Origin of the sequence: Hydrogenophaga flava NBRC 102514 (assembly GCF_001571145.1) — a bacterium.
In the GTDB taxonomy this organism is placed as follows: domain Bacteria; phylum Pseudomonadota; class Gammaproteobacteria; order Burkholderiales; family Burkholderiaceae_C; genus Hydrogenophaga; species Hydrogenophaga flava.
This window is the reverse complement of record NZ_BCTF01000040.1, coordinates 1-24,371: the sequence shown is the minus strand read 5'-3', so window position 1 is coordinate 24,371 and position 24,371 is coordinate 1. Positions and strand designations below refer to the sequence as shown.

General features: G+C 66.7%; 23 protein-coding genes and 1 riboswitch. Of the genes, 15 read left to right on the top strand and 8 right to left on the bottom strand.

The genetic code is table 11. The annotated features are described in order from the left end of the window. Positions 1–515: 515 nt before the first annotated feature. The 3 genes from gyrB to dnaA all read right to left on the bottom strand — a co-directional run bounded on the left by gyrB (position 516) and on the right by dnaA (position 5,869). Positions 516–3,143, bottom strand: a complete 2,628-nt coding sequence (gene gyrB, locus HFL01S_RS23465) for a DNA topoisomerase (ATP-hydrolyzing) subunit B (protein WP_066263501.1) — start codon at positions 3,141–3,143, stop codon at positions 516–518. 80 nt (positions 3,144–3,223) lie between these two features. Next, positions 3,224–4,330: a DNA polymerase III subunit beta gene (gene dnaN / locus HFL01S_RS23460; RefSeq protein WP_066160732.1), complete on the bottom strand. Its 1,107-nt coding sequence runs from the start codon at positions 4,328–4,330 to the stop codon at positions 3,224–3,226. Positions 4,331–4,462: 132 nt separating this feature from the next. Further along, complete coding sequence (gene dnaA, locus HFL01S_RS23455) at positions 4,463–5,869, bottom strand: chromosomal replication initiator protein DnaA (RefSeq protein ID WP_066263499.1); 1,407 nt, start codon at positions 5,867–5,869, stop codon at positions 4,463–4,465. A gap of 248 nt (positions 5,870–6,117) precedes the next feature. Here dnaA and rpmH point away from each other — a divergent pair, with 248 nt between their 5' ends. The 8 genes from rpmH (at position 6,118) to HFL01S_RS23415 (ending at position 12,979) form a co-directional block, all read left to right on the top strand. Further along, positions 6,118–6,252, top strand: coding sequence for a 50S ribosomal protein L34 (gene rpmH / locus HFL01S_RS23450; protein WP_066096666.1), 135 nt, complete (start codon positions 6,118–6,120; stop codon positions 6,250–6,252). 82 nt (positions 6,253–6,334) lie between these two features. Then, positions 6,335–6,730: a ribonuclease P protein component gene (locus HFL01S_RS23445; protein WP_066263504.1), complete on the top strand. Its 396-nt coding sequence runs from the start codon at positions 6,335–6,337 to the stop codon at positions 6,728–6,730. After that, positions 6,727–7,014, top strand: a complete 288-nt coding sequence (gene yidD / locus HFL01S_RS23440) for a membrane protein insertion efficiency factor YidD (protein ID WP_066263496.1) — start codon at positions 6,727–6,729, stop codon at positions 7,012–7,014. Before HFL01S_RS23445 ends, yidD begins: the two co-directional genes overlap by 4 nt. Continuing rightward, positions 7,011–8,708: a membrane protein insertase YidC gene (gene yidC / locus HFL01S_RS23435; RefSeq protein WP_066263494.1), complete on the top strand. Its 1,698-nt coding sequence runs from the start codon at positions 7,011–7,013 to the stop codon at positions 8,706–8,708. The genes yidD and yidC overlap by 4 nt, the downstream gene beginning before the upstream one ends. Positions 8,709–8,777: 69 nt before the next feature. Next, positions 8,778–10,199 (top strand): tRNA uridine-5-carboxymethylaminomethyl(34) synthesis GTPase MnmE, encoded by a 1,422-nt coding sequence (gene mnmE / locus HFL01S_RS23430; protein WP_066263491.1) that lies wholly within the window; start codon positions 8,778–8,780, stop codon positions 10,197–10,199. 66 nt (positions 10,200–10,265) lie between these two features. Beyond that, positions 10,266–11,657 carry an LpqB family beta-propeller domain-containing protein gene (locus HFL01S_RS23425; RefSeq protein WP_066263489.1) on the top strand — a complete coding sequence of 464 codons (1,392 nt, stop codon included), beginning with the start codon at positions 10,266–10,268 and terminating at the stop codon, positions 11,655–11,657. Positions 11,658–11,771: 114 nt separating this feature from the next. Continuing rightward, complete coding sequence (locus tag HFL01S_RS23420) at positions 11,772–12,263, top strand: Crp/Fnr family transcriptional regulator (RefSeq protein WP_066263487.1); 492 nt, start codon at positions 11,772–11,774, stop codon at positions 12,261–12,263. An 89-nt stretch (positions 12,264–12,352) separates the two neighbouring features. Next, positions 12,353–12,979, top strand: a complete 627-nt coding sequence (locus HFL01S_RS23415; RefSeq protein WP_066263481.1) for a hypothetical protein — start codon at positions 12,353–12,355, stop codon at positions 12,977–12,979. Between the two features lie 20 nt (positions 12,980–12,999). Here the strand turns inward: HFL01S_RS23415 and HFL01S_RS23410 are convergent, their stop codons facing one another. The 3 genes from HFL01S_RS23410 to HFL01S_RS23400 form a co-directional block, all read right to left on the bottom strand. After that, a complete protein-coding gene (locus HFL01S_RS23410) occupies positions 13,000–13,545 on the bottom strand; it encodes an adenine phosphoribosyltransferase (RefSeq protein ID WP_174525262.1) in 546 nt (181 codons plus the stop codon). A 31-nt stretch (positions 13,546–13,576) separates the two neighbouring features. Next, positions 13,577–14,539, bottom strand: a complete 963-nt coding sequence (locus HFL01S_RS23405) for an MBL fold metallo-hydrolase (RefSeq protein WP_066263477.1) — start codon at positions 14,537–14,539, stop codon at positions 13,577–13,579. A gap of 88 nt (positions 14,540–14,627) precedes the next feature. Continuing rightward, positions 14,628–16,616: a monovalent cation:proton antiporter family protein gene (locus HFL01S_RS23400; protein ID WP_066263471.1), complete on the bottom strand. Its 1,989-nt coding sequence runs from the start codon at positions 16,614–16,616 to the stop codon at positions 14,628–14,630. A gap of 41 nt (positions 16,617–16,657) precedes the next feature. On the opposite strand from HFL01S_RS23400, the gene HFL01S_RS23395 reads away from it, so the two are divergent. Genes HFL01S_RS23395 through HFL01S_RS23380 form a run of 4 tightly spaced genes read left to right on the top strand, consistent with a single transcriptional unit; the run spans position 16,658 to position 19,695 of the window. Beyond that, positions 16,658–17,656 (top strand): KpsF/GutQ family sugar-phosphate isomerase, encoded by a 999-nt coding sequence (locus tag HFL01S_RS23395; protein WP_066263467.1) that lies wholly within the window; start codon positions 16,658–16,660, stop codon positions 17,654–17,656. Between the two features lie 25 nt (positions 17,657–17,681). Next, on the top strand, positions 17,682–18,248 hold the full coding sequence (locus HFL01S_RS23390; protein ID WP_066263465.1) for a KdsC family phosphatase: 567 nt from the start codon (positions 17,682–17,684) through the stop codon (positions 18,246–18,248). Continuing rightward, a complete protein-coding gene (lptC, locus tag HFL01S_RS23385) occupies positions 18,245–18,889 on the top strand; it encodes an LPS export ABC transporter periplasmic protein LptC (protein WP_066263462.1) in 645 nt (214 codons plus the stop codon). The genes HFL01S_RS23390 and lptC overlap by 4 nt, the downstream gene beginning before the upstream one ends. Further along, entirely contained in the window at positions 18,886–19,695 is an 810-nt protein-coding gene (locus tag HFL01S_RS23380) for an SDR family oxidoreductase (RefSeq protein WP_066263460.1), read from the top strand. The genes lptC and HFL01S_RS23380 overlap by 4 nt, the downstream gene beginning before the upstream one ends. Positions 19,696–19,798: 103 nt before the next feature. Here the strand turns inward: HFL01S_RS23380 and rbp are convergent, their stop codons facing one another. Continuing rightward, the gene (gene rbp / locus HFL01S_RS23375) at positions 19,799–20,197 is read right to left on the bottom strand and encodes an RNA-binding regulator (protein ID WP_066263458.1); all 399 of its coding nucleotides are present in this window, start codon (positions 20,195–20,197) and stop codon (positions 19,799–19,801) included. Between the two features lie 262 nt (positions 20,198–20,459). Next, positions 20,460–20,530, top strand: a riboswitch (SAM riboswitch). Between the two features lie 63 nt (positions 20,531–20,593). Between rbp and metX the strand changes: the two genes are divergently transcribed. Continuing rightward, positions 20,594–21,763: a homoserine O-succinyltransferase MetX gene (gene metX / locus HFL01S_RS23370; RefSeq protein WP_066263455.1), complete on the top strand. Its 1,170-nt coding sequence runs from the start codon at positions 20,594–20,596 to the stop codon at positions 21,761–21,763. Then, positions 21,760–22,341 carry a methionine biosynthesis protein MetW gene (gene metW, locus HFL01S_RS23365; RefSeq protein WP_066160783.1) on the top strand — a complete coding sequence of 194 codons (582 nt, stop codon included), beginning with the start codon at positions 21,760–21,762 and terminating at the stop codon, positions 22,339–22,341. The genes metX and metW overlap by 4 nt, the downstream gene beginning before the upstream one ends. A gap of 31 nt (positions 22,342–22,372) precedes the next feature. Here the strand turns inward: metW and HFL01S_RS23360 are convergent, their stop codons facing one another. After that, positions 22,373–23,041, bottom strand: coding sequence for a transglutaminase domain-containing protein (locus HFL01S_RS23360; RefSeq protein WP_066263453.1), 669 nt, complete (start codon positions 23,039–23,041; stop codon positions 22,373–22,375). A 230-nt stretch (positions 23,042–23,271) separates the two neighbouring features. On the opposite strand from HFL01S_RS23360, the gene HFL01S_RS23355 reads away from it, so the two are divergent. Next, positions 23,272–24,371 (top strand): MCP four helix bundle domain-containing protein (locus tag HFL01S_RS23355; protein WP_157539080.1); only part of this gene is annotated, 1,100 nt, incomplete at its 3' end.

The window sequence follows — 24,371 nt, the reverse complement described above, 5'->3', positions numbered from 1 at the left end:
CAGTGCAGATGTCCATCGCTTGCATACCGGCGACTGATGGCCATGGCGATGCCCGAACCTATCGCTGTGGGTTGTGTCGACGAGGTGACCTGCGCCGATACTGTTGCCGGTAAGAACAAGCTCAAGTGTCGAAGTCGCTTCCATCGGCGATACGCGCTACGTCTGGCCAGTTCGTTCTCAGAAGCATGCCCGGGTTGCCGCTGGAGGAGTTGTCTAGTTGAGAAAGCAGCCCTTGGTGGACTTCCGCTCCCATCCTGACGCAGCCACTCAATCGCTGGGCGACATCAAGTCGTTTAGCCCGTCGACAAAATAGACTAGCTATAGAGCACGCCCTATGTACTGCTTCAGGTAGCGGCAGGTCAGTCCAAACCGCCCATCACAGTACTTTCCGCGGAAACACTACCCCATGCATGTCCACATGGGAGCAGCGGGGGGCGTCGGATTTTTGCAGTAACAGTGTCAGTAGTTTTTCACTAACCTGGCAAAGTTTTCACTTTCCCTGTCACCCGACATCATCACACGTCGATGTTGCCAGCCCGCAACGCGTTCGTCTCGATGAAATCCCGACGCGGCTCTACCTCATCCCCCATCAGCATCGTGAACACGCGGTCGGCTTCGATCGCGTCGTCGATCTGCACGCGCAGCAGGCGGCGCACCTGCGGGTCCATGGTGGTTTCCCACAGCTGCTCGGGGTTCATTTCGCCCAGGCCTTTGTAGCGCTGGCGGCTGGTGGTGCGTTCGGCTTCGCTGATCAGCCATTGCATGGCCTGGCGGAAGTCGCCGACCTTTTCTTCCTTCTGCTTGTCGCCTTCGCCGCGTTGCGCCTTGGCGCCTTCGCCCAGCAGGCCGCGGAAGGTGTCGGCCGCGGTGGCCAGGGCGGCGTAGTCGGCGCCGTGCACGAAGTCCTGCGTGAGGATGCTGCTCTTGACGTTGCCGTGGTGGCGGCGGCTGATGCGCAGGATGGGCTTGTCGGTGCGCACATCGAACTCGCCGGCCACCTCGGGCGGCACGCCGGTGGTGCTCAGCTCGGCCAGCTTGGCCTGCATCGCGACCGCGCTGGCTTCGGCTTCTTCGACGGTGTCGAGCTTGACGCTCACGCCGTCGGCGATCGCGCGCAGGGCTTCGGCATCCATGAAGTTGGAGAGGCGCTCGATCACACGCTCGGCGGCCTGGTGCTTGCGCGCCAGCTCGGCCAGCGTGTCGCCTTCGAGCACGGTGTTGGCGGCGCCACCGGTTTGCACCTTGGCGCCGTTCAGGGCGATGCGCAGCAGGTACTGGTCCAGCGCGGGTGCGTCCTTCAGGTACAGCTCTTCCTTGCCGTTCTTGACCTTGTACAGCGGCGGTTGCGCGATGTAGATGTGGCCGCGCTCGACCAGTTCGGGCATCTGGCGGTAGAAGAAGGTCAGCAGCAGGGTGCGGATGTGGGCGCCGTCGACGTCGGCGTCGGTCATGATGATGATGCGGTGGTAGCGCAGCTTGGCGACGTCGAAGTCGTCCTTGCCTTCACCGCCCGAACCCTCGCCGCCAGCCTTGCCGATGCCGGTGCCCAGCGCGGTGATGAGGGTCAGGATTTCGTTGGAACTCAGCAGCTTCTCGTAGCGCGCCTTCTCCACGTTCAGGATCTTGCCGCGCAGCGGCAGGATCGCCTGGAACTTGCGGTCGCGGCCCTGTTTGGCCGAGCCCCCGGCGGAGTCGCCCTCCACGATATAGATCTCGCACAGGGCGGGGTCCTTCTCCTGGCAGTCGGCCAGCTTGCCAGGCAGGCCCATGCCGTCGAGCACGCCCTTGCGGCGCGTCATCTCGCGCGCCTTGCGCGCGGCTTCACGGGCGCGAGCGGCTTCGACGATCTTGCCGCAGATGATCTTGGCGTCGTTGGGCTTCTCCTGAAGGTAGTCGGTCAGCAGGCGGGCCACCACGTCTTCCACCGGACCGCGCACTTCGCTGGACACCAGCTTGTCCTTGGTCTGGCTGGAGAACTTGGGTTCGGGCACCTTGACCGACAGCACGCAGCACAGGCCTTCGCGCATGTCGTCACCAGTCACTTCGACCTTGGCCTTCTTCGCGAAGTCGTTTTCTTCGATGTACTTGTTGATGACGCGGGTCATCGCGGCGCGCAGGCCCGTCAGGTGGGTGCCGCCGTCGCGCTGCGGGATGTTGTTGGTGAAGCAGAGCACCTGCTCGTTGTAGCCGCTGTTCCACTGCATGGCCACTTCGACACCGATGTTGGTGCCCTGGTCGCTCTGGCGGTCGCCGATGGCGTGGAAGCAGTTGGGGTGCAGGACCTGCTTGCCCTTGTTGATGAACTCCACGAAGCCCTTGACGCCGCCGGCGCCCGAGAAGTCGTCTTCCTTGCCGCTGCGCTCGTCTTTGAGGCGGATGCGCACGCCGTTGTTCAGGAACGAGAGTTCGCGCAGGCGTTTGGCCAGGATGTCGTAGTGGAAGTCGTTGTTCTCTTTGAAGATCTCGGTGTCGGGCAGGAAGTGCACCTCAGTGCCGCGCTTCTCGGTCGCGCCGATCACCTTCATCGGCGAGACCTCGACGCCGTCGCGCTGCTCGACAAGGCGGTTCTGCACGAAACCGCGCGCGAACTCGATCTGGTGCACCTGGCCCTCACGGCGCACGGTCAGGCGCAGCCACACGGACAGCGCGTTCACGCAGGACACGCCCACACCGTGCAGGCCGCCCGAGACCTTGTAGCTGTTCTGGTTGAACTTGCCGCCCGCGTGCAGCTCGGTCAGCGCGATTTCGGCGGCCGAGCGCTTGGGCTCGTGCTTGTCGTCCATCTTCACGCCGGTCGGGATGCCGCGGCCGTTGTCGGTCACGCTGATCGAGTTGTCGGTGTGGATAGTGACGACGATGTCGTCGCAGTGGCCGGCCAGGGCTTCGTCGATGGAGTTGTCCACGACTTCGAAGACGAGGTGGTGCAAGCCGGTGCCGTCGGACGTGTCGCCGATGTACATGCCCGGGCGCTTGCGAACGGCCTCCAGGCCTTCCAGGATCTGGATCGCGCCCTCGCCATACCCCTCGCTCGCGCCGGCCTGGTGGGCGTCAATCTTGGGCTGGAAATTGGAGCTGTCGGCGCCTGCTTCACCGGTGTGGACGGCGTCTTTTCCGGAATCGGCGGGCTTGTTGGCTTCGGACATGGTGAATTTCTCTGACTTCTAGAAACGCCAAACCCGCTGATCAGCGGGTTGGCATGCAAGGTGGCTGCGGGTGTTGCGGATCAGATCCGCATCGGCATGACCACGTACTTGAACGCGTTGTCTTCGGGGTTGGTGATCAGCGCGGAGCTGTTGCCGTCCTGCAGTTCGATGCGGACCATTTCCTGGCCCATGTTCTGCAGCGCGTCGATCAGGTAGGTGACGTTGAAGCCGATCTCGATGGCGTCGCCGCCGTAGTCGATGTCGAGCTCGTCGACCGCCTCTTCCTGCTCGGCGTTGCTGGACGCGACACGCAGCGTGCCCGGCTCGACGTTCAGGCGCACGCCCTTGAACTTCTCGCTGGTCATGATCGCGGTGCGCTGCAGGCTGGCCAGCAACGGCTGGCGCCCCAGCGTGACGATGTTCTTGTGGTTCTTGGGAATGACGCGGTTGTAGTCGGGGAACTTGCCCTCGACCAGCTTGGTGACGAACTCCATGCCGTCGAAGCTGAACTTGGCCTGGTTGGCCGCGAACTGCATCTCGATCGCGCCTTCCTTGTCGGACAGCAGGCGCTGCAGTTCCAGCACGGTCTTGCGCGGCAGGATGACTTCCTGCTTGGGCACTTCCACGTCCAGCTCGGCGCTGGCAAAGGCCAGGCGGTGGCCGTCGGTGGCGACCAGCGAGAGCTTCGTCCCCTCAGCCACGAACAGGATGCCGTTGAGGTAGTAGCGGATGTCGTGCACGGCCATCGCGAACGACACCTGGCCCAGCAGGCTCTTGAGCGTCTTCTGCGGCACGGAGAACACCGGGCCAAAGCTGGCCGATTCCTGCACCAGCGGGAAGTCTTCGGGCGGCATGCTCTGCAGCGTGAAGCGGCTCTTGCCGCCCTTGAGGATGGTCTTGCCGCCGGTGTGTTCGAGGCTGACGGCCTGGTCGGCCGGCATGGTGCGCAGGATGTCGATCAGTTTGCGCGCGCCGATCGTGGTGGCGAAGCTGCCGTCGTCGCCGCCCAGCTCGGCCGTGGTGCGGATCTGGATTTCCAGGTCGCTGGTGGTCAGCTGCACCTGGCCGCCGGTCTTGCGCAGCAGCACGTTGGCCAGGATGGGCAGCGTGTGGCGCCGCTCGACGATGCCGGCGACCGACTGCAGCGCGGCCAGCACCTGGGCCTGGGAAGACTTCAAAACGATCATGTCAGACTCTTTCGTCACTGGTTGACTGGCGCTCTGTCGTGGCGCTCTCCTCGGGCGTTCCTCGCAGCCCCCTCGAAACCCAAAACGTAGCTATTTTCACCTGTTTTTACAGACCACCCCGGGCGCCCCCGGTCAGCCTTTCAGGGTCTGCTCCAGCACGTGCAGTTGCTGGTTCAGCTCGGTGTTGGTCTGGCGCTCGGCCGCGATCTTGCGCACCGCGTGCAGCACGGTGGTGTGGTCCCGGCCGCCGAACAGCTCGCCGATCTCGGGCAGGCTCTTCTGGGTCAGCTCCTTGGCCAGGAACATCGCAATCTGGCGCGGGCGTGCGATGCTGGCCGGCCGCTTCTTGCTGTACATGTCCGCGACCTTGATCTTGTAGTAGTCGGCCACCGTCTTCTGGATGTTCTCGACCGAGATCTGGCGGTTCTGGATCGACAGCAGGTCCTTCAGGGCGTCGCGCGCCAGCTGGATCGAGATCTCTTTCTGGTTGAAGCGGCTGTAGGCCAGGATCTTGCGCAGCGCGCCTTCAAGCTCGCGCACGTTCGAACGCACGTTCTTGGCAACGAAGAAGGCGACTTCCTCGGGCATCACGGCGTTCTCGGCCGCGGCCTTGTTGATCAGGATCGCCACGCGCATTTCCAGTTCGGGCGGCTCGATGGCCACCGTCAGGCCGGAATCGAAACGCGAAACCAGACGCTCGTGGATGTCGGCCAGGCCCTTGGGATAGGTGTCGCTGGTCAGCACGATGTGGCTCTTGCGGGCCAGCAGCGCCTCGAAGGCGTTGAAGAACTCTTCCTGCGTGCGTTCCTTGTTGGCGAAGAACTGCACGTCGTCGATCAGCAGCAGATCGAGCGAGTGGTAACGCTCCTTGAACTCGTCAAACGTCTTGCGCTGGTAGGACTTGACCACATCCGAGACGAACTGTTCGGCGTGGATGTACAGAACCTTGGCTTGTGGCTTGTCGGCCAGCAACTGGTTGCCGATGGCGTGCACCAGGTGGGTCTTGCCCAGACCGACGCCGCCATAGATGAACAGCGGGTTGTAGAGCTGGCCCAGGCTGCCCGCCACGTGCATCGCGGCGGCGCGCGCCATGCGGTTGGCCGAGCCTTCCACCAGTGTGGCAAAGGTCAGTGCCGGGTTCAGGCGGCTGCGCGGACCGGTGGCTGCGGTGGGCTCGGCGGGCGCGATGTCGGGCAGCTCGGCCAGCACCTGTTCTTGCACGGTTCGCGACGAAGGTGTGCTTCGCATGGTGGATTCGCGAGGAGCAAGCGCTAACTCCAATACCACTGGCGCACCCTGGATGCCTTCCAGCAAGGCGGTGATCCGGGCCGCGTACTGCGCCCGGATCCAGTCCATCTTGAAGCGGTTGGCGACCGCAACGGTCACGCGCGAACCGTCGGGTGCGACCGTGGCCGAAAGCGGACGGATCCAGGTGTTGAACTGCTGCTCGGGGATTTCCTGGGCGAGGCGGTCGACGCAGGACAGCCAGAGCGACGAGGCGTCGCTGGCAGCAGGAAGGGGGGAGTGGCCCTCGATCATGAAACGGCGGGGAAAGGTTGTTCTTGTGGACAAACGGCTCGGGGCTGGACCGGCATTGTAGGCCTGTCGAAAAGTTATCCACACCCCGCGGGTGACTGTTACAAGTTCATCGGCCTGGCTGGCGGATCGACCGCCTGTCTGGGGTTGCGACGGTCATGCTTGCTGCTTTCGGTCTTTCTCAGCGATAATTGCGGGTTTCCCTCTAACTTGAACAGCCCTGGCTTTGTCCGGGCCGCACTGCCATGGCAATGAAACGCACCTACCAGCCTTCGAAAATCAAGCGCGCCCGTACCCACGGCTTTCTCGTGCGCATGAAGACCCGCGGTGGCCGCGCCGTCATCAACGCACGCCGCGCCAAGGGCCGCAAGCGTCTGGCCGTCTGAGCCTGATCCGCCCTGCCGAATCGATCAGTCTTTGGTCGGCCGGGCCCACGCTCTCCAGCGCGCCTGTGACACCGGTCGTCTGATGCAGCGCATCCGGACCCGGCCTCAGTTTCAGGCTGCCATGGCGGGTGCCATCGTGGCCAAAACCCCTCATTTCGCCCTGCACCGGTTGGCACTGCCAGTCCCGGAGCACGGGCGTTTGCTGTTTCCGGTGTCCGACACCTGGGTGGGCGTCGTATTGCCCAAGCGCTGGGCCAAGAGGGCGGTCACCCGCAACGCCATCCGGCGCCAGGTGTACGAGGCGACCCGCCTAGCAGCGGACCAGCTGCCCCAGGCGGCGCTGGTGGTGCGGCTGCGAAGCGGGTTCAGCCGCGAGCAGTTCTTGAGCGCCACTTCCGATGTGCTCAAACGGGCGGTGCGCGCCGAACTGACCCAGTTGCTGGGGCGCGTCGCCGCACGGCCGGAGGTTGCGGCATGATGCGCGACTGGCCGCGCCTGGCCCTGATCGGACTGGTCAAGGGTTATCGCCTGTTGCTCAGTCCCTGGCTGGGCAGCAGCTGCCGTTTCGAGCCGACCTGTTCGGTCTACGCGCTGGGGGCCTTGCAGCGCCACGGTGCGCTGGCCGGTGGTTACCTGATGCTCAGGCGCATCGGCCGCTGTGGTCCTTGGTGTGAGGGCGGTTGCGACCCGGTGCCCGACAAGGCGCCTGCGCTGTTCTCTCACCTGATTCCTGTTTCCTCAGAAAAGAAGAACCCTTCATGAACGACATCCGCCGTTCCATCCTCTGGGTGGTCTTTGGTTTTTCGATGGTCCTGATCTGGGACAAGTGGCAGATCCACAACGGCAAGGCGCCGACCTTCTTCCCGTCGTCGGCTGTGACTGCGCCGGCTGAGCAGAAAGCGGCACCGGCGGCCGATGCCAGCGTGCCGGCCGCCACGTCCGCCGGTGCTCCTGCCGCTCCTGGGGCGGCAGCCGCGCCCGACGCGGGTGCGCCTGCTCCGGCGGCCGTGCGCCACGAGGTGACCACCGATGTGTTCAAGCTGACTTTCAACAGCGAAGGTGGTTCGCTGATCGGCGCCACGCTGCTGCAGCACGCCAGCAAGCAGCTGGGTTCCGAGCCGTTCCAGCTGCTGGCGCAGAACGACCAGCACACCTACATCGCGCAGACCGGTCTGATCGGAGGCAGCCTCCCGACGCACAAGACGCCGATGACGCTGGTGCCCGGGCCCGCTTCGCTGACTGACGGCCAGGACACGCTGGCTGTGAAGTTCGAATCGGCCGATGTCGGTGGCGTGAAGCTGGTCAAGACCTACACCCTCAAGCGCGGCAGCTACACCATCGATGTGTCGCACGAAGTCGTCAACACCGGCGCTGCACCCGTGACGCCGCAGCTGTACGTGCAGCTGGTGCGCGACGGCAACAAGACCGACAGCGAAACCCCGTTCTATTCGACCTTCACCGGCCCGGCGGTCTACACCTCGGCCCAGAAGTACCAGAAGATCGAGTTCGCGAAGATCACCGACAACAAGGCCACCTTCGAGAAGAGCGCCACGGACGGTTACGTGGCCATGGTGCAGCACTATTTCACTTCGGCCTGGCTGCTGCCAGACGGCACGGCGCGCGAGAACTTCGCCCGCCGCATCGACAACAACCTGTTCTCCATCGGCGCGATCAGCACCCTGCCTGCCATCGCCCCCGGCCAGAGCCAGAAGCTGGACGCGCGCCTGTTCGTCGGCCCGCAGCTGGAGAAGGTGCTGGAAACCACAGCCCCCGGCCTGGAGCTGGTCAAGGACTACGGCTGGCTGACCATCATTGCCAAGCCGCTGTACTGGCTGCTGGAGAAGATTCACGGCTTCGTGGGCAACTGGGGCTGGGCGATCGTGCTGCTGGTGGTGCTGCTCAAGGCCGCGTTCTACTGGCTCAACGCCAGCGCCTACCGCTCAATGGCCAAGATGAAGGCCATCAACCCGCGCATCATGGAGATGCGTGAGCGCCTGAAGAGCAACCCGCAGCTGATGCAGCAGGAGATGATGAAGATCTACCGGGAGGAGAAGGTCAACCCGCTGGGTGGCTGCTTCCCGATCCTGATCCAGATTCCGGTGTTCATCGCGCTGTACTGGGTGCTGCTGTCGTCGGTGGAGATGCGCAATGCGCCCTGGATGGGCTGGATCACCGACCTCTCGACCAAGGATCCGTTCTACGTGCTGCCGTTCGTGATGACGCTGACCACGATCGTGCAGACCGCGCTGAACCCGCTGCCGCCCGATCCGCTGCAGGCCAAGATGATGTGGCTGATGCCGCTGATGTTCTCGGTCATGTTCTTCTTCTTCCCGGCCGGTCTGGTGCTGTACTGGATCACGAACAACCTGCTGACCATCGCACAGCAGGCGTACATCAACAGCAAGATGGGCGTGCCGCTGAAGATCACCAACCCGATCACCCTGTTCAAGAGCTGACCGACGGGTTGAACCATCCGATGGGCCTGCAATGCAGGCCCATTGTTTTTCCACCGTATTCTTTCGCCCATGCTCGCTGCGTCCCGTGACCCCATCGCCGCCATCGCCACCGCACCCGGTCGCGGGGCGGTGGGCATCGTGCGGGTGTCGGGCCAGGGGCTGGCGCCGTTTGTGGCGGCTTTGCTGGGGCGACTGCCCAAGGCCCGCGAGGCGAGCTACCTGCCCTTCCCTGATGCCGCCGGCCAGCCCATCGACCACGGGCTGGCGCTGTGGTTTCCTGGCCCGCATTCCTATACCGGCGAGGACGTGCTGGAGCTGCAGGGCCACGGCGGGCCGGTGGTGCTGCAGCTGCTGCTGGCGCGCTGCCTGCAGGTGGCGCAGACCGTAGGAGAGGACGGCCAGCCGCTGTTGCGCAGTCTGCGGCCAGCGCGTGCGGGTGAGTTCACCGAGCGCGCGTTCCTGAACGACAAGCTCGATCTGGCGCAGGCCGAGGCGGTGGCCGACCTGATCGACGCCAGCACCGAGGCTGCGGCGCGCAGCGCCAGCCGCTCGCTGGCGGGGGTGTTTTCCGAGCGCATCCACGCGCTGCGCGACGCGCTGGTGAACCTGCGCATGCTGGTCGAGGCGACGCTGGACTTCCCTGAGGAAGAAATCGATTTTCTGCAGAAGGCCGACGCCACCGGCCAGCTGGACCGGCTGCGCGCCGGGCTGGACGCGGTGCTGGCCGAGGCGCGCCAGGGCGCGCTGCTGCGCGACGGCCTCAAGGTGGTGATCGCCGGCCAGCCCAACGCCGGCAAGAGCTCGCTGCTCAATGCGCTGGCGGGGGCCGAGCTGGCCATCGTGACCCCCATCGCCGGCACCACGCGCGACCTGGTGCAGCAGACCATCCAGATCGAAGGCGTGCCGCTGCACGTGATCGACACCGCCGGCCTGCGCCACGGCGCCGATGTGGACGAGGTGGAGCAGATCGGCATTGAGCGGGCCTGGGGCCAGATCGAACAGGCCGACGCGGTGCTGTTCCTGCACGACCTCAGCCGCGCCGACCAGGCCGACTACCAGGCGGCCGACGCGGCGATTGCCGCCGACCTGCCATCGGGCGTCACGCTGCTGCCTGTGTGGAACAAGCGGGACCAGTGCAGCGCGGGCGCGATGCCTTTGAAGGCGCGCGCCGAGGCGGCCGGTGAACTGGTCATTTCGGCCAAGCAGGGCGAGGGCCTGGAGGCGCTGCGCCAGCGCCTGCTCGACCTGGCCGGCTGGCAGCACGCGGGCGACGGCCTGTTCATGGCCCGCGAGCGGCACCTGCAGGCGCTGCGCCGCGTGGGCGAACACCTGGCGCTGGCACACGAGCACCTGGCGGCGCAGGCCGAGCACCTGGACCTGCTGGCCGAAGAGCTGCGGTTGGCGCAGGGGGCGCTGGGCGAAATCACCGGCGAGTTCAGCGCCGACGACCTGCTGGGCGAGATCTTTTCCCGGTTCTGCATCGGGAAGTGAGCACCGGCGGACTGCTGGCTTGGGTACAAAATCTCACATTTGCACCCCCCCCACCGGCAGGCCCCGATGCGTGTTGCCGAGTTCGATACCGCCGCGACGACCACAGTCCCCACGCTGGAGGCCGAGCGCCTGCCCGTAGTGTGCGGACCCGGCGTGGCAGCCGCCCTGGCTGAGCTGGGCCGCACCGAGGACGTACACCTGTCGCCCGACAACCGGCGGCTGGCCATTGCGGGCCATCTGAGCAACCGGGTGCTGGTTCTGGGCATCAGCGTCGATTGGGGTGGAGAGGTGCCCCATGTGCGCCTGCACAGTCCCCAGCCGTTCGTCTCGCACGAGTTTTCCTACCCGCATGGCCTGTTCTGGGGCAGCGACGACACCCTGCTGGTGGCCAACCGCCAGGGGGGTGTGCCGGTGTTCCGCATCCCGCCGCCTGCGGGAGACGCGACGCCCTGCGAGCTGCAGCCCCTGCTGCGCCTTGAAACTGCGCACCCGGGGCTGGTGGAGACGCCCGGGTCCGTCAGTGCCCGTCCCCTGGGGTGCGGCTGCCTGGATGTGCTGGTCTGCAACAACTACACGCACCAGGTGACCCAGCACCTGGTGGATCTGGACGGTGTCCGACCAGGTGCTGTTGCTGGTTCACCCCTGCTGGCCCGGGGCCTGGACATCCCCGACGGGGTGGCCCACAGCCCCGATGGACGATGGATCGCCGTCAGCAACCACAACGAACATTGCGTGCGCCTGTACGACGCCAGCCGAGCGCTCGGGCCGGACGCCGAACCGGTGGCCCGCCTGCTGGGCGTCGACTATCCCCATGGCCTGCGCTTCGTGGAGAGCTCGCGGCGCATCCTGGTGGCCGATGCTGGCGCACCGTTTGTGCACGTCTACACCTGTCCCGGCGGTCGGTGGCAAGGCGATCTCTGGCACAACCACAGACTGAGAGTGCTGGACGAAGACACCTTTCTGCAGGGGCGTTCCAACCCTCAGGAGGGTGGTCCCAAGGGGCTGGACACCGACCTGCAGGGGCGTCTGATGGTGATCACCAACGAGATGGTTCCGCTGGCCTTTTTTGACTTGCGACCGCTGCTCGACCGCCTGCACGACAGCGGGCGGGCAGGCCCGGGTCGGGCCGTTGACCAGCCCGTGCAGGACACCCAGGTCTGGCGGCGCCAGGTGCAGGGGCTCGCGCGAGCCCAACGGCTCATGGAAGAGCAGTTGCGGGCGCAGACGGCCCTGGCAGAAGCCAGGGCTTCGGAACTGACGCACCGGGACGCGCTATTGGCCCAACAGCAAGACCACCTTCAGCAGGTCGAGCGGGCTCTTGAACAGACGCAGGTCGCATTGGCCGACAGCCAGCGAGGGATGGCCGAGCTCCTGGCCAGCCGGTCGTGGCGGCTGATGGCGCCGTACCGCCGGGCCGGCCGCGTGTTTCGGCGCTGGCTGGCGCGCGCCAAAGTGTGACGGGGCGTTAACAGACCCACCGCTGGCCTCCTTTGGGTAGCCATTGGGAGCCAAAGCGTAAGCAACCGTAACCATGGCTTGTACGGCCATGGCACCCGCCGTTATGGTGCGAGGATGAACGCCCGAGTTCCCACCGATGCGCGGTTCGATGTGCTGGCACTGGCGCAGGCCATGCGTGCCAGCAGCGCGCTGGACGCCGTGCCGGCGAACCTCTCGGACGCGCAATGGCAATTGCTGGGCGACTACCTGCAGCCAGTGACCCTCAGCCAGGGGCAGGTGCTCATCGAGCAGGGCGTCAAGGACCGCACGGTCTACTTTGTCGAGAGCGGCAGCCTCACCGTGCATTACGAAGACGACAAGGACCGGGTGCGCATCGCCATGGTCGGCGCGGGTTCGGTGCTGGGCGAGGGGGCGTTTTTCAGCCACCTGCCCCGCAGCGCGACGGTGAACGCCGGTGGCCACAGTCGGCTGTGGTGCCTGACCCCGCTGCGGTTCCGCGAGTTGTCCACCCGTTTCCCCGTCATCGCGCTGGAACTGACCGTGGCCATGGCCGCGGTGCTGGCCCGGCGCATGTACAACAAGCCCAAGCGCGTGGCCGTCACCTGATGCGGATGCACGACATCCGGCGTCCGGTGATGAGCGTCTGCCCCGCCGCCCCTGTCACAAGTCAACGTTCCTGAAGGCATACTCCGCCCATGTCCCTCCTACGCTGGCTGCAAGCCAAAAAGTCCGACGCCGGAGCCGCTGGCGTGCGCAAGCCCCGCCGCTCCTTTGGCCAGACCACGCTGCCCCTGATCTCCCCTCGGCGGGGACGGCGCATCCTGCGCAGGGAGCAGCTGTTTTCGGTCGTGCGCGAGTCCCTGATCCGCGCGGGCGTGCTGTCCACCAGCTACGAGTTCAAGGTGCTGGCCCTGGACTCCACGGGCGATGGCTTCCTGGTACTGATCAATCTCACGCTGCCGGCCGACGTGATGCCGGACGAGTACCTGCTGGAGATCGAGCGCTGGATCCAGGGCAGTGCCCGCTCGCGCCATTCCATGCAGGTGCAGGCGGTGTACTGGCGCCGCCAGCCCGTGCACGATCTGCGGGGGGTGGCACTCAAGGCATCGGTGGCGGCGCAGACCCGGCGCGAGAGCGCGGCGGCATCCGGTTCTGCGCGCCCGCTGGCCCCCGAACAGGTGGCGGCATTCCGCTCAGCCCTGGAGACCCCGGCGTTGCCTGCACACCGCATGGAGGCTCCGGCCGTGGCCCAGATGGAGCAACCGCCGGAAGTCCACAGCGATTTCGCCGGACTGAGCGAAACCCAGTACGGCAGGCTCTGACCAGGCCAGCCGGGCCACGCTCAGTGGCCTTCGAAATGCACCAGCGTGAAGAGGGGCAGGCCGGTGTCGAGCAGTTTGCGTGAACCGCCGAGTTCCGGCAGGTCCACGATGGCGGCTCCTTCGATCACCTCGGCCCCCAGTTTCTCCAGCAGGCGGCGGCCAGCCATCATGGTGCCGCCGGTGGCGATGAGGTCGTCGATCAGCAGTACACGGTCACCGGTCTTCACCGCGTCGGTGTGCAGTTCGACCGTGGCGCTGCCGTATTCGAGCTCGTAGGTCTCTTCGACCGTGGTGAAGGGCAGCTTGCCTTTCTTGCGGATCGGCACGAAGCCGACACCCAGCTCGTAGGCCAGCACCGAACCGATGATGAAACCGCGGGCATCGAGCCCGGCCACCACCGACGGCCGCAGCGACGGGTCCATGTAGCGGTGCACGAAGGTGTCGATCAGCACCCGGAAGACCCGCGGGTCCTGCAGCAGCGGCGTGATGTCGCGGAACTGCACGCCCGGCGCGGGCCAGTCGGGCACGGTGCGGATGTGGCTCTTGAGGAAGGCGGTGGTGTCCATGGAAGCCATTATGAAGACACCACCGCGGCGCTCAGGCGACGGGCTTGAACTGGTAGCCGCTGCCCGCGGTCTCGATGGTGCCGAAGGCCGGGAACGGGAAGTGGTAGCCGCCGGCCATCACCTTGTCCTTGACCAGCATGTCGAACACGCGGCGGCGGGTCTGGCGGGCCATCTCGGCGTCCATGTCGAACTGCACCGCCCAGTCCGGGCTGCGCGCGAACAGTGAGGGCACGTTGGTGAGGTCGGCCACGTACATGAACCTCTGCCCCTCGGACTGCACCGACACCATGCTCATGCCCGGTGTGTGGCCGAACGCCGCCTCGGCCTTGATGCCAGGCGCGAGCTCCTGGCCGGGCTCGTACTTCACCAGGATGTCGGCCGGCAGGCTGCCGATGACCTTGCGAGCGTTCTCGAAGGCGCCTTTGGCGGCCGGAGGGGCCGCGTTCATCTTGGCGTCGTCGAACCAGAAGGCGTGTTCAGGTGCCGGCACGTGCACCTTGGCCTTGGGGAATGCCAGCGAGCCGTCCTTCTTGCGCAGACCGTTGATGTGGTCGCCGTGGTAGTGGCTGATGACCACGTGGTCGATGTCTTCGGGCTTGAATCCCGCGGCCGCCAGCTGCGCCGCGAGCTTGCCGGTGGTCGGCGGCCCGTTGTCGGCAAAGCCGGTGTCCAGCAGGAAGCGCCCCGCCGGGCTGACCACCAGGAAGGGTGTGAACGGGATGTCCACATAGTCGGTGGGCAGGTTCTGCGAGGCCAGCAGCGACTTGACCTGCTCCAGCGGCACGTTGCGCACGAACTCCTCGCCCAGCGGGCGGCGCAGCGCACCGTCATTGAGCGCGACCACCTCCATCGCGCCCAGTTTCATGCGCTTGACGCCGTTGGCCGGCAGTGTGGGCGGGCCAAAGTTCGGCGTGGCCTGCTGCGACCACACGGATGAAAAGGTCAGGGCGGTGGCGCCGGCCATGCCGGCACCCAGGAAAGCGCGTCGATCCATCTGCAAATCCTCTGGTGGGTTGAAAGAAGATGCGATGTCAGCGCCGCCAGAGGGTTCCCGGTGGACGGATTGGGGGAAACCCGGAGGCTCAGCCGCCGCCCAGCAGCTTTTCTTCGGCCAGGGCCAGTGCGGGTGCCTTGCCGCTGAGCACCAGGGTGTCACCGCCGTCGAGCACTGTGCCGTCGTCGAACGGTGTGTTCTGGCCCCCGGCGCGCCGCAGGCTGGCCACGCGCACGCCCATGGCTTCCAGCGCCACGCTGCCCAGCGTGCGGCCCACCTTGCGACCTCCCGGCGGGATCGTCACCGTCGACAGCCGCTCGTGTTCGACCTCCTCCACGCTGTCGTCGTCGGCGCCGTGGAAGTAGCCCTTGAGCAGGTTGTAGCGGGCGTCGCGCTGGTCCTGCACCACCCGGATCACGCGCCGCATCGGCACGCCCACCAGTGCCAGCGCGTGGCTGGCCAGCATCAGGCTGGCCTCGATGGCCTCGGGCACCACCTCGGTGGCGCCCGCCGCGCGCAGCCGGCCGTCGTCGACGTCGTCGATGGTGCGCACCACCACCGGCACCTGGGGCGCGTGCTCGTGCGCATGGTGCAGCACCTTGAGCGCGCTGGCGGTCTCGATGTAGGTGATGACCACTGCGCTGGCGCGGTGCAGGCCGGCGGCCATGAGCGCCTGCAGGCGCGCAGCGTCCCCGAACACCACCGAGTGGCCGGCAGCCGCGGCCTGGCGCACGCGGTCGGGGTCCAGGTCCAGCGCCATGTAGGGAATGCCTTCGGCCTCCAGCAGCCGGGCCAGGTTCTGGCCGCAGCGACCGTAGCCGCAAATGATCACGTGCTTGTCGGCGTTGATGGAGCGGCGCGCGATGCTGGTCATCTGCACCGACTGCATCAGCCAGTCGCTGCCCACCACGCGGGTGACGATGTCGTTGGTGTACTGGATGATGAAGGGCGTGGCGAGCATGGAGATCACCATGCTCGCGAGGATGGGGTTGAACAGCGCCGGCGGCACCAGCTGGTGCCGCCCGGCCAGCGAGAGCAGCACCAGGCCGAACTCGCCGGCCTGGCACAGGTAGAGGCCGGTGCGCAGGGCAGTGCCCATCGGTGCGCCGAACAGCCGCGTCAGGCTGGTGATCATGGTGATCTTGAACGCCAGCGACAGCGACAGCAGCAGCAGCACGAGGGGCCAGCGTTCCAGCACCAGGCGCCAGTCCAGCAACATGCCGATGGTGATGAAGAACAGGCCCAGCAGCACATCGTGGAACGGCCGGATGTCGGTCTCCACCTGGTGCTTGTATTCGGTCTCCGAGATCAGCATGCCGGCGACGAAGGCGCCCAGCGCCAGCGACAGGCCGGCGTGTTCGGTCATCCAGGCCAGACCCAGGGTGATGAGCAGCAGGTTGAGCATGAACAGCTCGTCGCTCTTGCGCCGCGCCACCAGGGTCAGCCACCAGCGCATCAGCTTCTGCCCGCCGGTCAGCAGGATGCCCAGCAGCACTGTGGCCTTGAGCAGGGCGATGCCCAGCGCCTTGAACAGCTCGTCGGGCGGTGAGCCAAGCGCCGGGATCAGCACCAGCAGCGGCACCACGGCCAGATCCTGGAACAGCAGGATGCCGACCACCCGTTTGCCATGCTCGGACTCCAGCTCCAGCCGCTCGGCCACCATCTTGATCACGATGGCGGTGCTGCTCATGGCCATCACGCCGCCCAGGGCCAGCGCCATCTGCCACTCCATCTTCCACCAGGTCGGCAGGAACCAGCCCAGCGCCAGTGAGGCCAGGGTGGTGAGCAGCACGGTCAGCACCACCTGGGACAGGCCCAGCCCGAACACGTGGCGCTTCATGGCGCGCAACTTGGGCAGGCTGAACTCCAGCCCGATCACGAACATCAGGAACACCACGCCGAACTCCGCCAGATAGCGCAGGCCCTGAGAGTTCTGGGCCAGCGCCAGTGCGTTCGGACCGATCACCACGCCGACCACCAGGTAGCCCAGCATGGGCGGCAGCCGCAGCATGCGACAGCCGACCACTCCCAGCACGGCCGCCAGCAGGTACAGCAGGGTGATGTCCAGTGAATTCATGCTCTCCGATGGTAATGGGTGCCCCACGCGATAATCCGCCCATGAGCACGGCCCTTTCCACAGATGCCACGCGCCTGCTGGCGATGGCGCGCGAGACCCTTCAGATCGAGGCCGAGGCGGTGACGGCGCTGGCCGGCCGGCTGGACGAGCGCTTTGCCGATGCGGTGCGCTGCCTGCTGTCCTGCACCGGCCGGGTCGTGGTCACCGGCATGGGCAAGAGCGGCCACATCGGCCGCAAGCTCGCCGCCACCCTGGCCTCGACCGGCACACCGGCCATGTTCGTGCACCCCGCCGAAGCCAGCCATGGCGACCTGGGCATGATCACGCCCGTCGACGTGGTGCTGGGCATCAGCAACAGCGGCGAGAGCGACGAGCTGTCGGCCATCCTGCCGCTGATCAAGCGCATGGGCGTGCCCCTGATCGCCTTCACCGGTCGGCTGGACTCCACCCTGGCGCGCCATGCCGATGTGGTGCTGGACACCGCGGTCGCCCGCGAGGCCTGCCCGCACAACCTCGCGCCCACGGCCAGCACGACCGCGCAGCTGGCGCTGGGCGACGCGCTGGCCGTGGCGCTGCTGGACGCCCGGGGCTTCAAGGCCGACGACTTCGCCCGCTCCCACCCGGGCGGGTCGCTGGGGCGCAAGCTGCTGACCCATGTCAGCGACGTGATGCGCAGCGGCGACGACGTGCCGCGCGTGACCGCCGACGTGCCCCTGATGGGCCTGATGCGCGAGATGAGCGCCAAGGGGCTGGGCATGAGCGCGGTGGTCGACGCCGCCGGGCAGGTGCTGGGTATCTTCACCGACGGCGACCTGCGGCGGGTCATCGAGCGCACCGGCAACAGCACCGACCTGCGGGCGCTGAGCGCCGGGGACGTGATGCATCCGAACCCGCGCACCGTGCGCGCCGACGCGCTGGCCGTGGAGGCCGCCGACCTGATGGAAGCCAGCCGCATCACCAGCGTGCTGGTCGTCGACGACATCGGTGCGCTGGTGGGTGCCCTCAACAGCAACGACCTCATGCGGGCCAAGGTCATCTGAGCCGGCCACCCGTTAGCATTGCCGGATGTCCGTGAACCTGCCGCCCCTGCGCCCTGTGCTGAACTTTGATCCCGAGCTGCTGCTGCGGGCGCAGCCGGTGCGCGTGGTGTTTTTCGATGTCGACGGGGTGCTCACCGACGGCGGCCTGTATTTTGGCGAGTCGGGCGAAGCGCTCAAGCGCTTTCACACCCTCGATGGCCATGGCATCAAGCTGCTGCAGCGCGCGGGCATCACGCCGGCCGTCGTCAGCGGCCGCGACTCCCTGGCGCTGCGGGCCCGCCTGTCCGCGCTGGGTGTGCGCCACACGCGCTTTGGCACCGAGGACAAGCGCCCGGCCGCCGAAGCCATCCTGGCCGAGCTGGGCCTGGACTGGTCGGCCGCAGCCGCCATGGGTGACGACTGGCCGGATCTGCCCATGCTGCGCCGCGTGGCCTTCGCCTGCGTTCCACCGACCGCCCATCCCGAGGTGCTGGCGCTGGCCCACCATGTGACGCAGCGCCTGCCGGGTGCCGGCGCGGTGCGCGAGCTGTGCGACCTGCTGCTGGTGGCGCGGGGCGCCTATGCGGCGGAGCTGGAGGCGGCGGCGCGATGAACACCGCAACCCTGCCGGCGACCTCTTCTGGCCGCCACAGCTTCTCGCGCTGGTGGGACCGCATGTCCATCTACCTGCCCGTGCTGCTCATGATGCTGCTGGCGCTTGCCTCGTACTGGCTGTTGCGGGCAACGCCGATTCCGGAAGAGCCCGGTCCCAAGCCCGAGGTGACCCACGAGCCCGATTACTTCATGCAGCGCTTCTCGGTCAAGGTGTTCGAGCCGAACGGGGCGCTGAAGACCGAGCTGTACGGCACGGCGGCGCGGCACCACCCTGACGTCGGAACCCTGGTGGTGGATGCCGCCCGCGTGCGCTCCTTCGGGCAGCAGCGCCAGCTCTCCACCGCCACGGCCCGGCAGATCACCAGCAACGACGAAGGCACGGTGTTTGTGCTGGAGGGCAATGCCGCCGTGGTCCGTCAGGCTGGCAAAGGCGCCGACGGGCAACCGCTGCCGCGGCTGGAGTTCCACGGCGAGTACCTGCGGGTGAGCACCGAGCCGGAGCACATCATGTCCGACCAGCCCGTGCTGCTGGTGCGCGATCAGGACCAGATCACGGCCGACAACCTCGACTATTCGGGCGACGCCCGTGTGGCGGTGCTCACCGGCCACGTGCGCGCCCTGTTCGCCCCCCGCCCATGAGCGGTACGCCGGCCACCAGCGCGCCGCTGGCCTTCATCACCGGCGCTTCCAGTGGCATCGGTCAGGCGCTTGCCTTGCGCTGTGCCCGCGCCGGCTACCGGCTGGCCCTGGTGGCCCGGCGCAGTGAGGAGCTGCAGGCCTGGGTGGATGCGCAGGGCTGGGATGCCCAGCGCTGCCGCGTCTACCGCGCCGATGTGGCCGACATTGACAGCATCGTGCAGGCGGGCCAGAGTTGCCTGGAGCAGCAGGGCGTGCCCGAGGTGGTCGTGGCCAACGCCGGCATCAGCATCGGCATGGACACGGCCGAGCACGACGACCTGGCGGTGATGGAGCGCACCTTCGCCACCAACAACACCGGTATGGCCGCCACCTTCCACCCCTTCGTGGCGCTCATGCGCGAGCGAGGCAGCGGGCGGCTGGTTGGCATCGCCAGCGTGGCGGCGATCCGGGGTCTGCCGGGACACGGCGCCTACTGCGCCAGCAAGGCCGCTGTGGTGGCCTATTGCGAAAGCCTGCGCGGCGAATTGCGGGGCAGTGGCGTGCGGGTGGTGACCCTGCTGCCGGGCTACGTGGACACGCCGCTGACCCGCGAGAACCGCTATGCGATGCCGTTTCTGCTCAGCCCCGAGGTGTTTGCCGACCGGGCCTTCGCCGCGATCGAGGCTGGCAGCAGCTACCGCGTCATTCCCTGGCAGATGGGGGTGGTGGCCAAGCTGTTGCGGCTGCTGCCCAACGCCTGGTTCGATCGGCTGCTGGCCGGGCGTGCGCGCAAGCATCGGCAGGGCCATGGCAAGCCTGCGTCCTGACGCTGTTGACTCACGCGGCAACCCGGCATGAAAAAGCCCCTCGTCGAGGGGCTTTTGTCTGGGGCCGCAGGCCTGTGCGGTGCACCGGCCTGCCTGCGGGGAATCAGTAACCGCCGCGACCGCCACCGCCTTCGCGACGGCCACCGTTGCCGTAGGGGCTGCGGAAGCCGCCATCGCCGCCACCACCACCGCCGTAGCCGCCTTCACGACGGCCTCCGCCGAAACCACCGCCACCGGAGCGGGGGGGGCGCGGTTCCATGGGACGGGCTTCGTTGACCACGAGGCTACGACCACCCAGCGACTGGCCGTTCATGCCCTGGATGGCGGCCTGTGCCTCGGCATCGCTGCCCATCTCGACAAAGCCAAAACCCTTGGAGCGACCGGTGTCACGTTCCATCATCACCTTGGCGCTGTTGACAGAGCCAAAGGCGCTGAAGGACTGTTGCAGGTCTTCGTCGCGCACGGTGTAGGGCAGGTTGCCCACGTACAGTTTGTTGCCCATGGTCGGGACTCCTAGAAACACTGAAAAAGATAGCGATGGAGCCCCGGCAGCAAACAATTCTGTAGCACGCGAAACCAACCGATCACTTGTTTTGCGCGCGTTTTGGACGCTCGCCGGGCCATTATGCGCCGTTTGTCCGAAAGCAAGTTCTTTTTTTGGGGGTGCGTCAAGCCGCCTACGGCGCTGGTGCGCATTTGCAACACCAGACCTCCGCCAGGGCCCCGCAGCGCGACAGAACATGGGCGCCGGCCTTCCCTCTATACTGTTTCCCAGCGCCGATTTGTCCGGATTGCGGGCGCTTTACAAATACCGCTAAAGGGGGGACTCCCGGTCTCGCACCTTGCGGCACCGGGATTTCTGTTTTTGGGGCTTTGCCAGCCCCCGAGGTGAACCACCGTGATCGTCACACCACAAACCCAGCGCTTCGATGAGCCCCTGCCGCTGCGGAGCGGCGCGGTCCTGCCGGCCTATGAGCTGGTCTATGAAACCTACGGCACCCTCAACGCCGATCGGTCCAACGCCGTGCTGATCTGCCACGCCCTGAACGCCAGCCACCACGTGGCCGGTCTCCATGCCGACGAGCGTGGCCAGCCGATCGCGCGCAGCGAAGGCTGGTGGCACAACATGATCGGCCCGGGCAAGGCGGTGGACACCAACCGCTGGTTCGTGATCGGCGTGAACAACATCGGTTCCTGCTTCGGCAGCACCGGTCCGACCCACACCAACCCGGCCACCGGTCAGCCCTGGGGGGCCGACTTTCCGGTGGTGACGGTGGAGGACTGGGTCGACGCCCAGGCCCGGCTGCTGGACGTGCTGGGCATCGGGCAGCTCGCCGCCGTCATGGGTGGCAGCCTGGGGGGCATGCAGACGCTGTCCTGGACGCTGCAATACCCCGAGCGCGTGCGCCACGCGGTGGTGGTGGCCAGCGCGCCCAACCTCACGGCCGAGAACATTGCGTTCAACGAGGTGGCGCGCCGCGCCATCGTCACCGACCCGGACTTCCACGGCGGCCATTACCTGCGCGCCGGCACGCTGCCGCGCCGCGGCCTGCGCATCGCCCGCATGATCGGCCACATCACCTACCTGAGCGACGACGTGATGAACGAGAAGTTCGGGCGGACGCTGCGGGCCGCCGACGGCGAGGACCCGACCGCCGCGGCCGAACTGGCTTACCGCTACTCCACGCAGGACGTGGAATTCCAGATCGAGAGCTACCTGCGCTACCAGGGCGACAAGTTCAGCGAGTACTTCGACGCCAACACCTACCTGCTCATCACCCGCGCGCTGGACTACTTCGACCCGGCCCGCGAGTTCGACGGCAACCTCAGCGCCGCCCTCGCCCGTGCGAAGGCCAAGTTCCTGCTGGTGAGCTTCACCACCGACTGGCGCTTCTCGCCCGCGCGCTCGCGCGAGATCGTCAAGGCCCTGCTGGAGAACCGGCGCGACGTGAGCTACGCCGAGATCGACGCGCCGCACGGGCACGACGCCTTCCTGCTCGACGACCCGCGCTACCACGCGGCCGTGAAGGGCTACTTTGAACAGACCATCGCCGGAGGTGTGCAATGAGCGAACGCCACCTGCTCGAATCCATCGCCCGGCTGGTGCCGCCGGGCTCGCGCGTGCTCGACCTCGGTTGCGGCGACGGCGCCTTGCTGGCCCATCTGCAGGCCACCCGCCAGTGCAGCGGCTATGGCGTCGAGATCGACGACGCCAAGGTGCACGCCTGCATCCGCCGGGGGGTCAACGTGCTGCAGCTGAACCTGGAAGACGGCCTCTCCATGTTCGGGGACGACGCCTTCGACGTGGTGCTGCAGATCGACACCCTGCAGCACCTGCGCAATGCCGAGACCATGTTGCGCGAGACCGCGCGCGTGGGCCGCATCGGCATCGTGGCCTTTCCCAACTTCGCACACTGGCCCAACCGGCTGGCGGTGCTGCAGGGCCGCATGCCCGTGACCCGTCGGCTGCCCTACCAGTGGTACGACACGCCCAACATCCGCGTCGGCACCTACGCCGATTTCGAGGTGCTGGCGCGCAGCTGCGGCCTGACGGTGGACGACAGCTTCGGCCTGCAGGAGGACCGCGAGGTGCGCTTCGCGCCCAACCTGCTGGCCAGCACGGCGGTCTTCAAGTTCTCCAACTGAGTCACCGGTTCACTGGCCGGCGGGCGCCGGCTCAGGCCGCGCTTTCGCGCGCCGCATCCTGCGCGAAGTCGGCCGTGCCCACGTCGGGCGCCTGTGTCCAGAACGGGTAGATCTCGGCAAACGTGGCCCGGATGTCGGCCAGCGGCAGGTCGTCGAACTGCCCGCGCTCGTTCACATACTCCATGTGCCGCTGCCCCGCGCGGTCGTAGGGGTGGTAGAGCGAGTCGCCGATGCCGTCGAACTCCAGCGGCAGCAGGCCGAATTTCTCGCACAGCGAGAGGTTGAAGGCCGGCGTCGCCTTGCGCCAGGCGCCGTCCAGCCAGAGCGCGGTGTAGCCGTGCCAGGCGAAGACGTCGGTTTTCATGGTCTGGCGCAGCCGCTCGGTCGAGAGGTGGTTGCGCACGTCGGCAAACCCCAGCCGGGCCGGAATGCCCGCGGCGCGCGCCACCGCCGCCAATGCCACCGCCTTGGGCACGCACCAGCCAAACCCCTGCAACAGCGCCGTGCTCGCCCGCATGCCCGGTGCCGACAGGTCGATGCGGTAGGGGTCGTAGCGCAGGCGGTCGCGCACCGCCAGGTACAGCGAGACCGCCCGCTCGCGCTCGGTCTGGCCGGTGGCGTGTTCGCGCGCAAAGGCCGTCACGGCGGGGTGGTCGCTGTCGATGGCGGCGGTGGGGACGAGGGCGGTGGTGAGGTCCATGGCCGTCTTGTACCAGAGCCTGTTGCGTCACGGGGTAGCGCTTGTGACGGACCTGGTGACACATCGGGTGACCGAAAAGCATTCACTTCATATGCGGCCGCAAAAGCCGCTTTTTTTGCCCTATAGGCCTCGGGGTAATTGCCGATAGTGAACAGGACGACGACGCACCGGATGTCTGGCGCGTGTCTGTGAGCCGTTGACAACAGTGGCTCGTTGCATGAAAGCGGTCCATGAACAAGAGCTTTTCGTTTGGTATTGCACGCCGCCTCTACGCGCTCAGCATCGTGATATCGCTGGCGCTGGTGGCGCTGGCGGGCTTTGCCTATTTCAATCTGCAGGAGGCCTACAGCAAGGCCGAGCAGACGGCCACAGTGCGTGTGCCGCAGCGCACGGCGATGGCCGATCTGGAGCTGGGCATCACCCGGGTGTCACTGCAATTGCGTCACGCCATGCTCTCGCGCACGCCACAGGAGCTGGATGACACGATGGCCGACATCGGTGCCAAGCGGCAGCTCATTGCAAAGATCATGGGCGACTACGAGAAAAGTCTCTTCACCGAAAGAGGCAAGGCCCAGTTCGCCCCACTGCCACCGCTGATGGACAAGTTCTGGAGGATCGGTGAAGAGAACATTGCGCTGATCAAGAACGGGCAGAGGGCCGAGGCGTTCGCCTTCCTTGTGGACAAGACCATCCCGGCGCGCAACGAGCTGCTCAAGGCGATCTCCGAGGGCGTGAAGTACCAGGAGGAGGCGCTGGGTGACGATATCCGCACCATCGAGAGCCGGGTCCACACAACGTCCACCGCGCTGCTCGTGCTGGTGGCGCTCATCGCCATCGGCCTGCTGGCGTTCTCCATCTGGGTGGGTGGGCAGCTGCGGCGTCGTGTGGCGCTGGCCCAGGCCACGGCCGAGCGGGTGCGGGACGGAGACCTGAGCACCTCGGTGCGCGATCACGGGCGCGACGAGTTCTCGCCGCTGCTGGCCGCTCTGGACGAGATGCAGTCTTCGCTGTCTCGTGTGGTGGCCGATGTGCGCGGCAGTGCCGAGAGCGTGGCCACCACCAGCACCCAGATTGCCCAGGGGAACGAAGACCTCTCAGGGCGCACCGAGCAGCAAGCCGCGGCGCTGGAGGAAACCAACTCCAACACCACTGCACTGGGCGCGACGGCCCAGCAGAACGCCGACAGCGCGCACCAGGCCAGCCAGCTGGCGGCCAGTGCGAGTGGCGTGGCCCAGCAGGGCGGGCAGGTGGTGAGTCAGGTGGTCGAGACCATGAAGGACATCAACGAGAGCAGCCGAAAGATCAACGACATCATCGGTGTGATCGACAG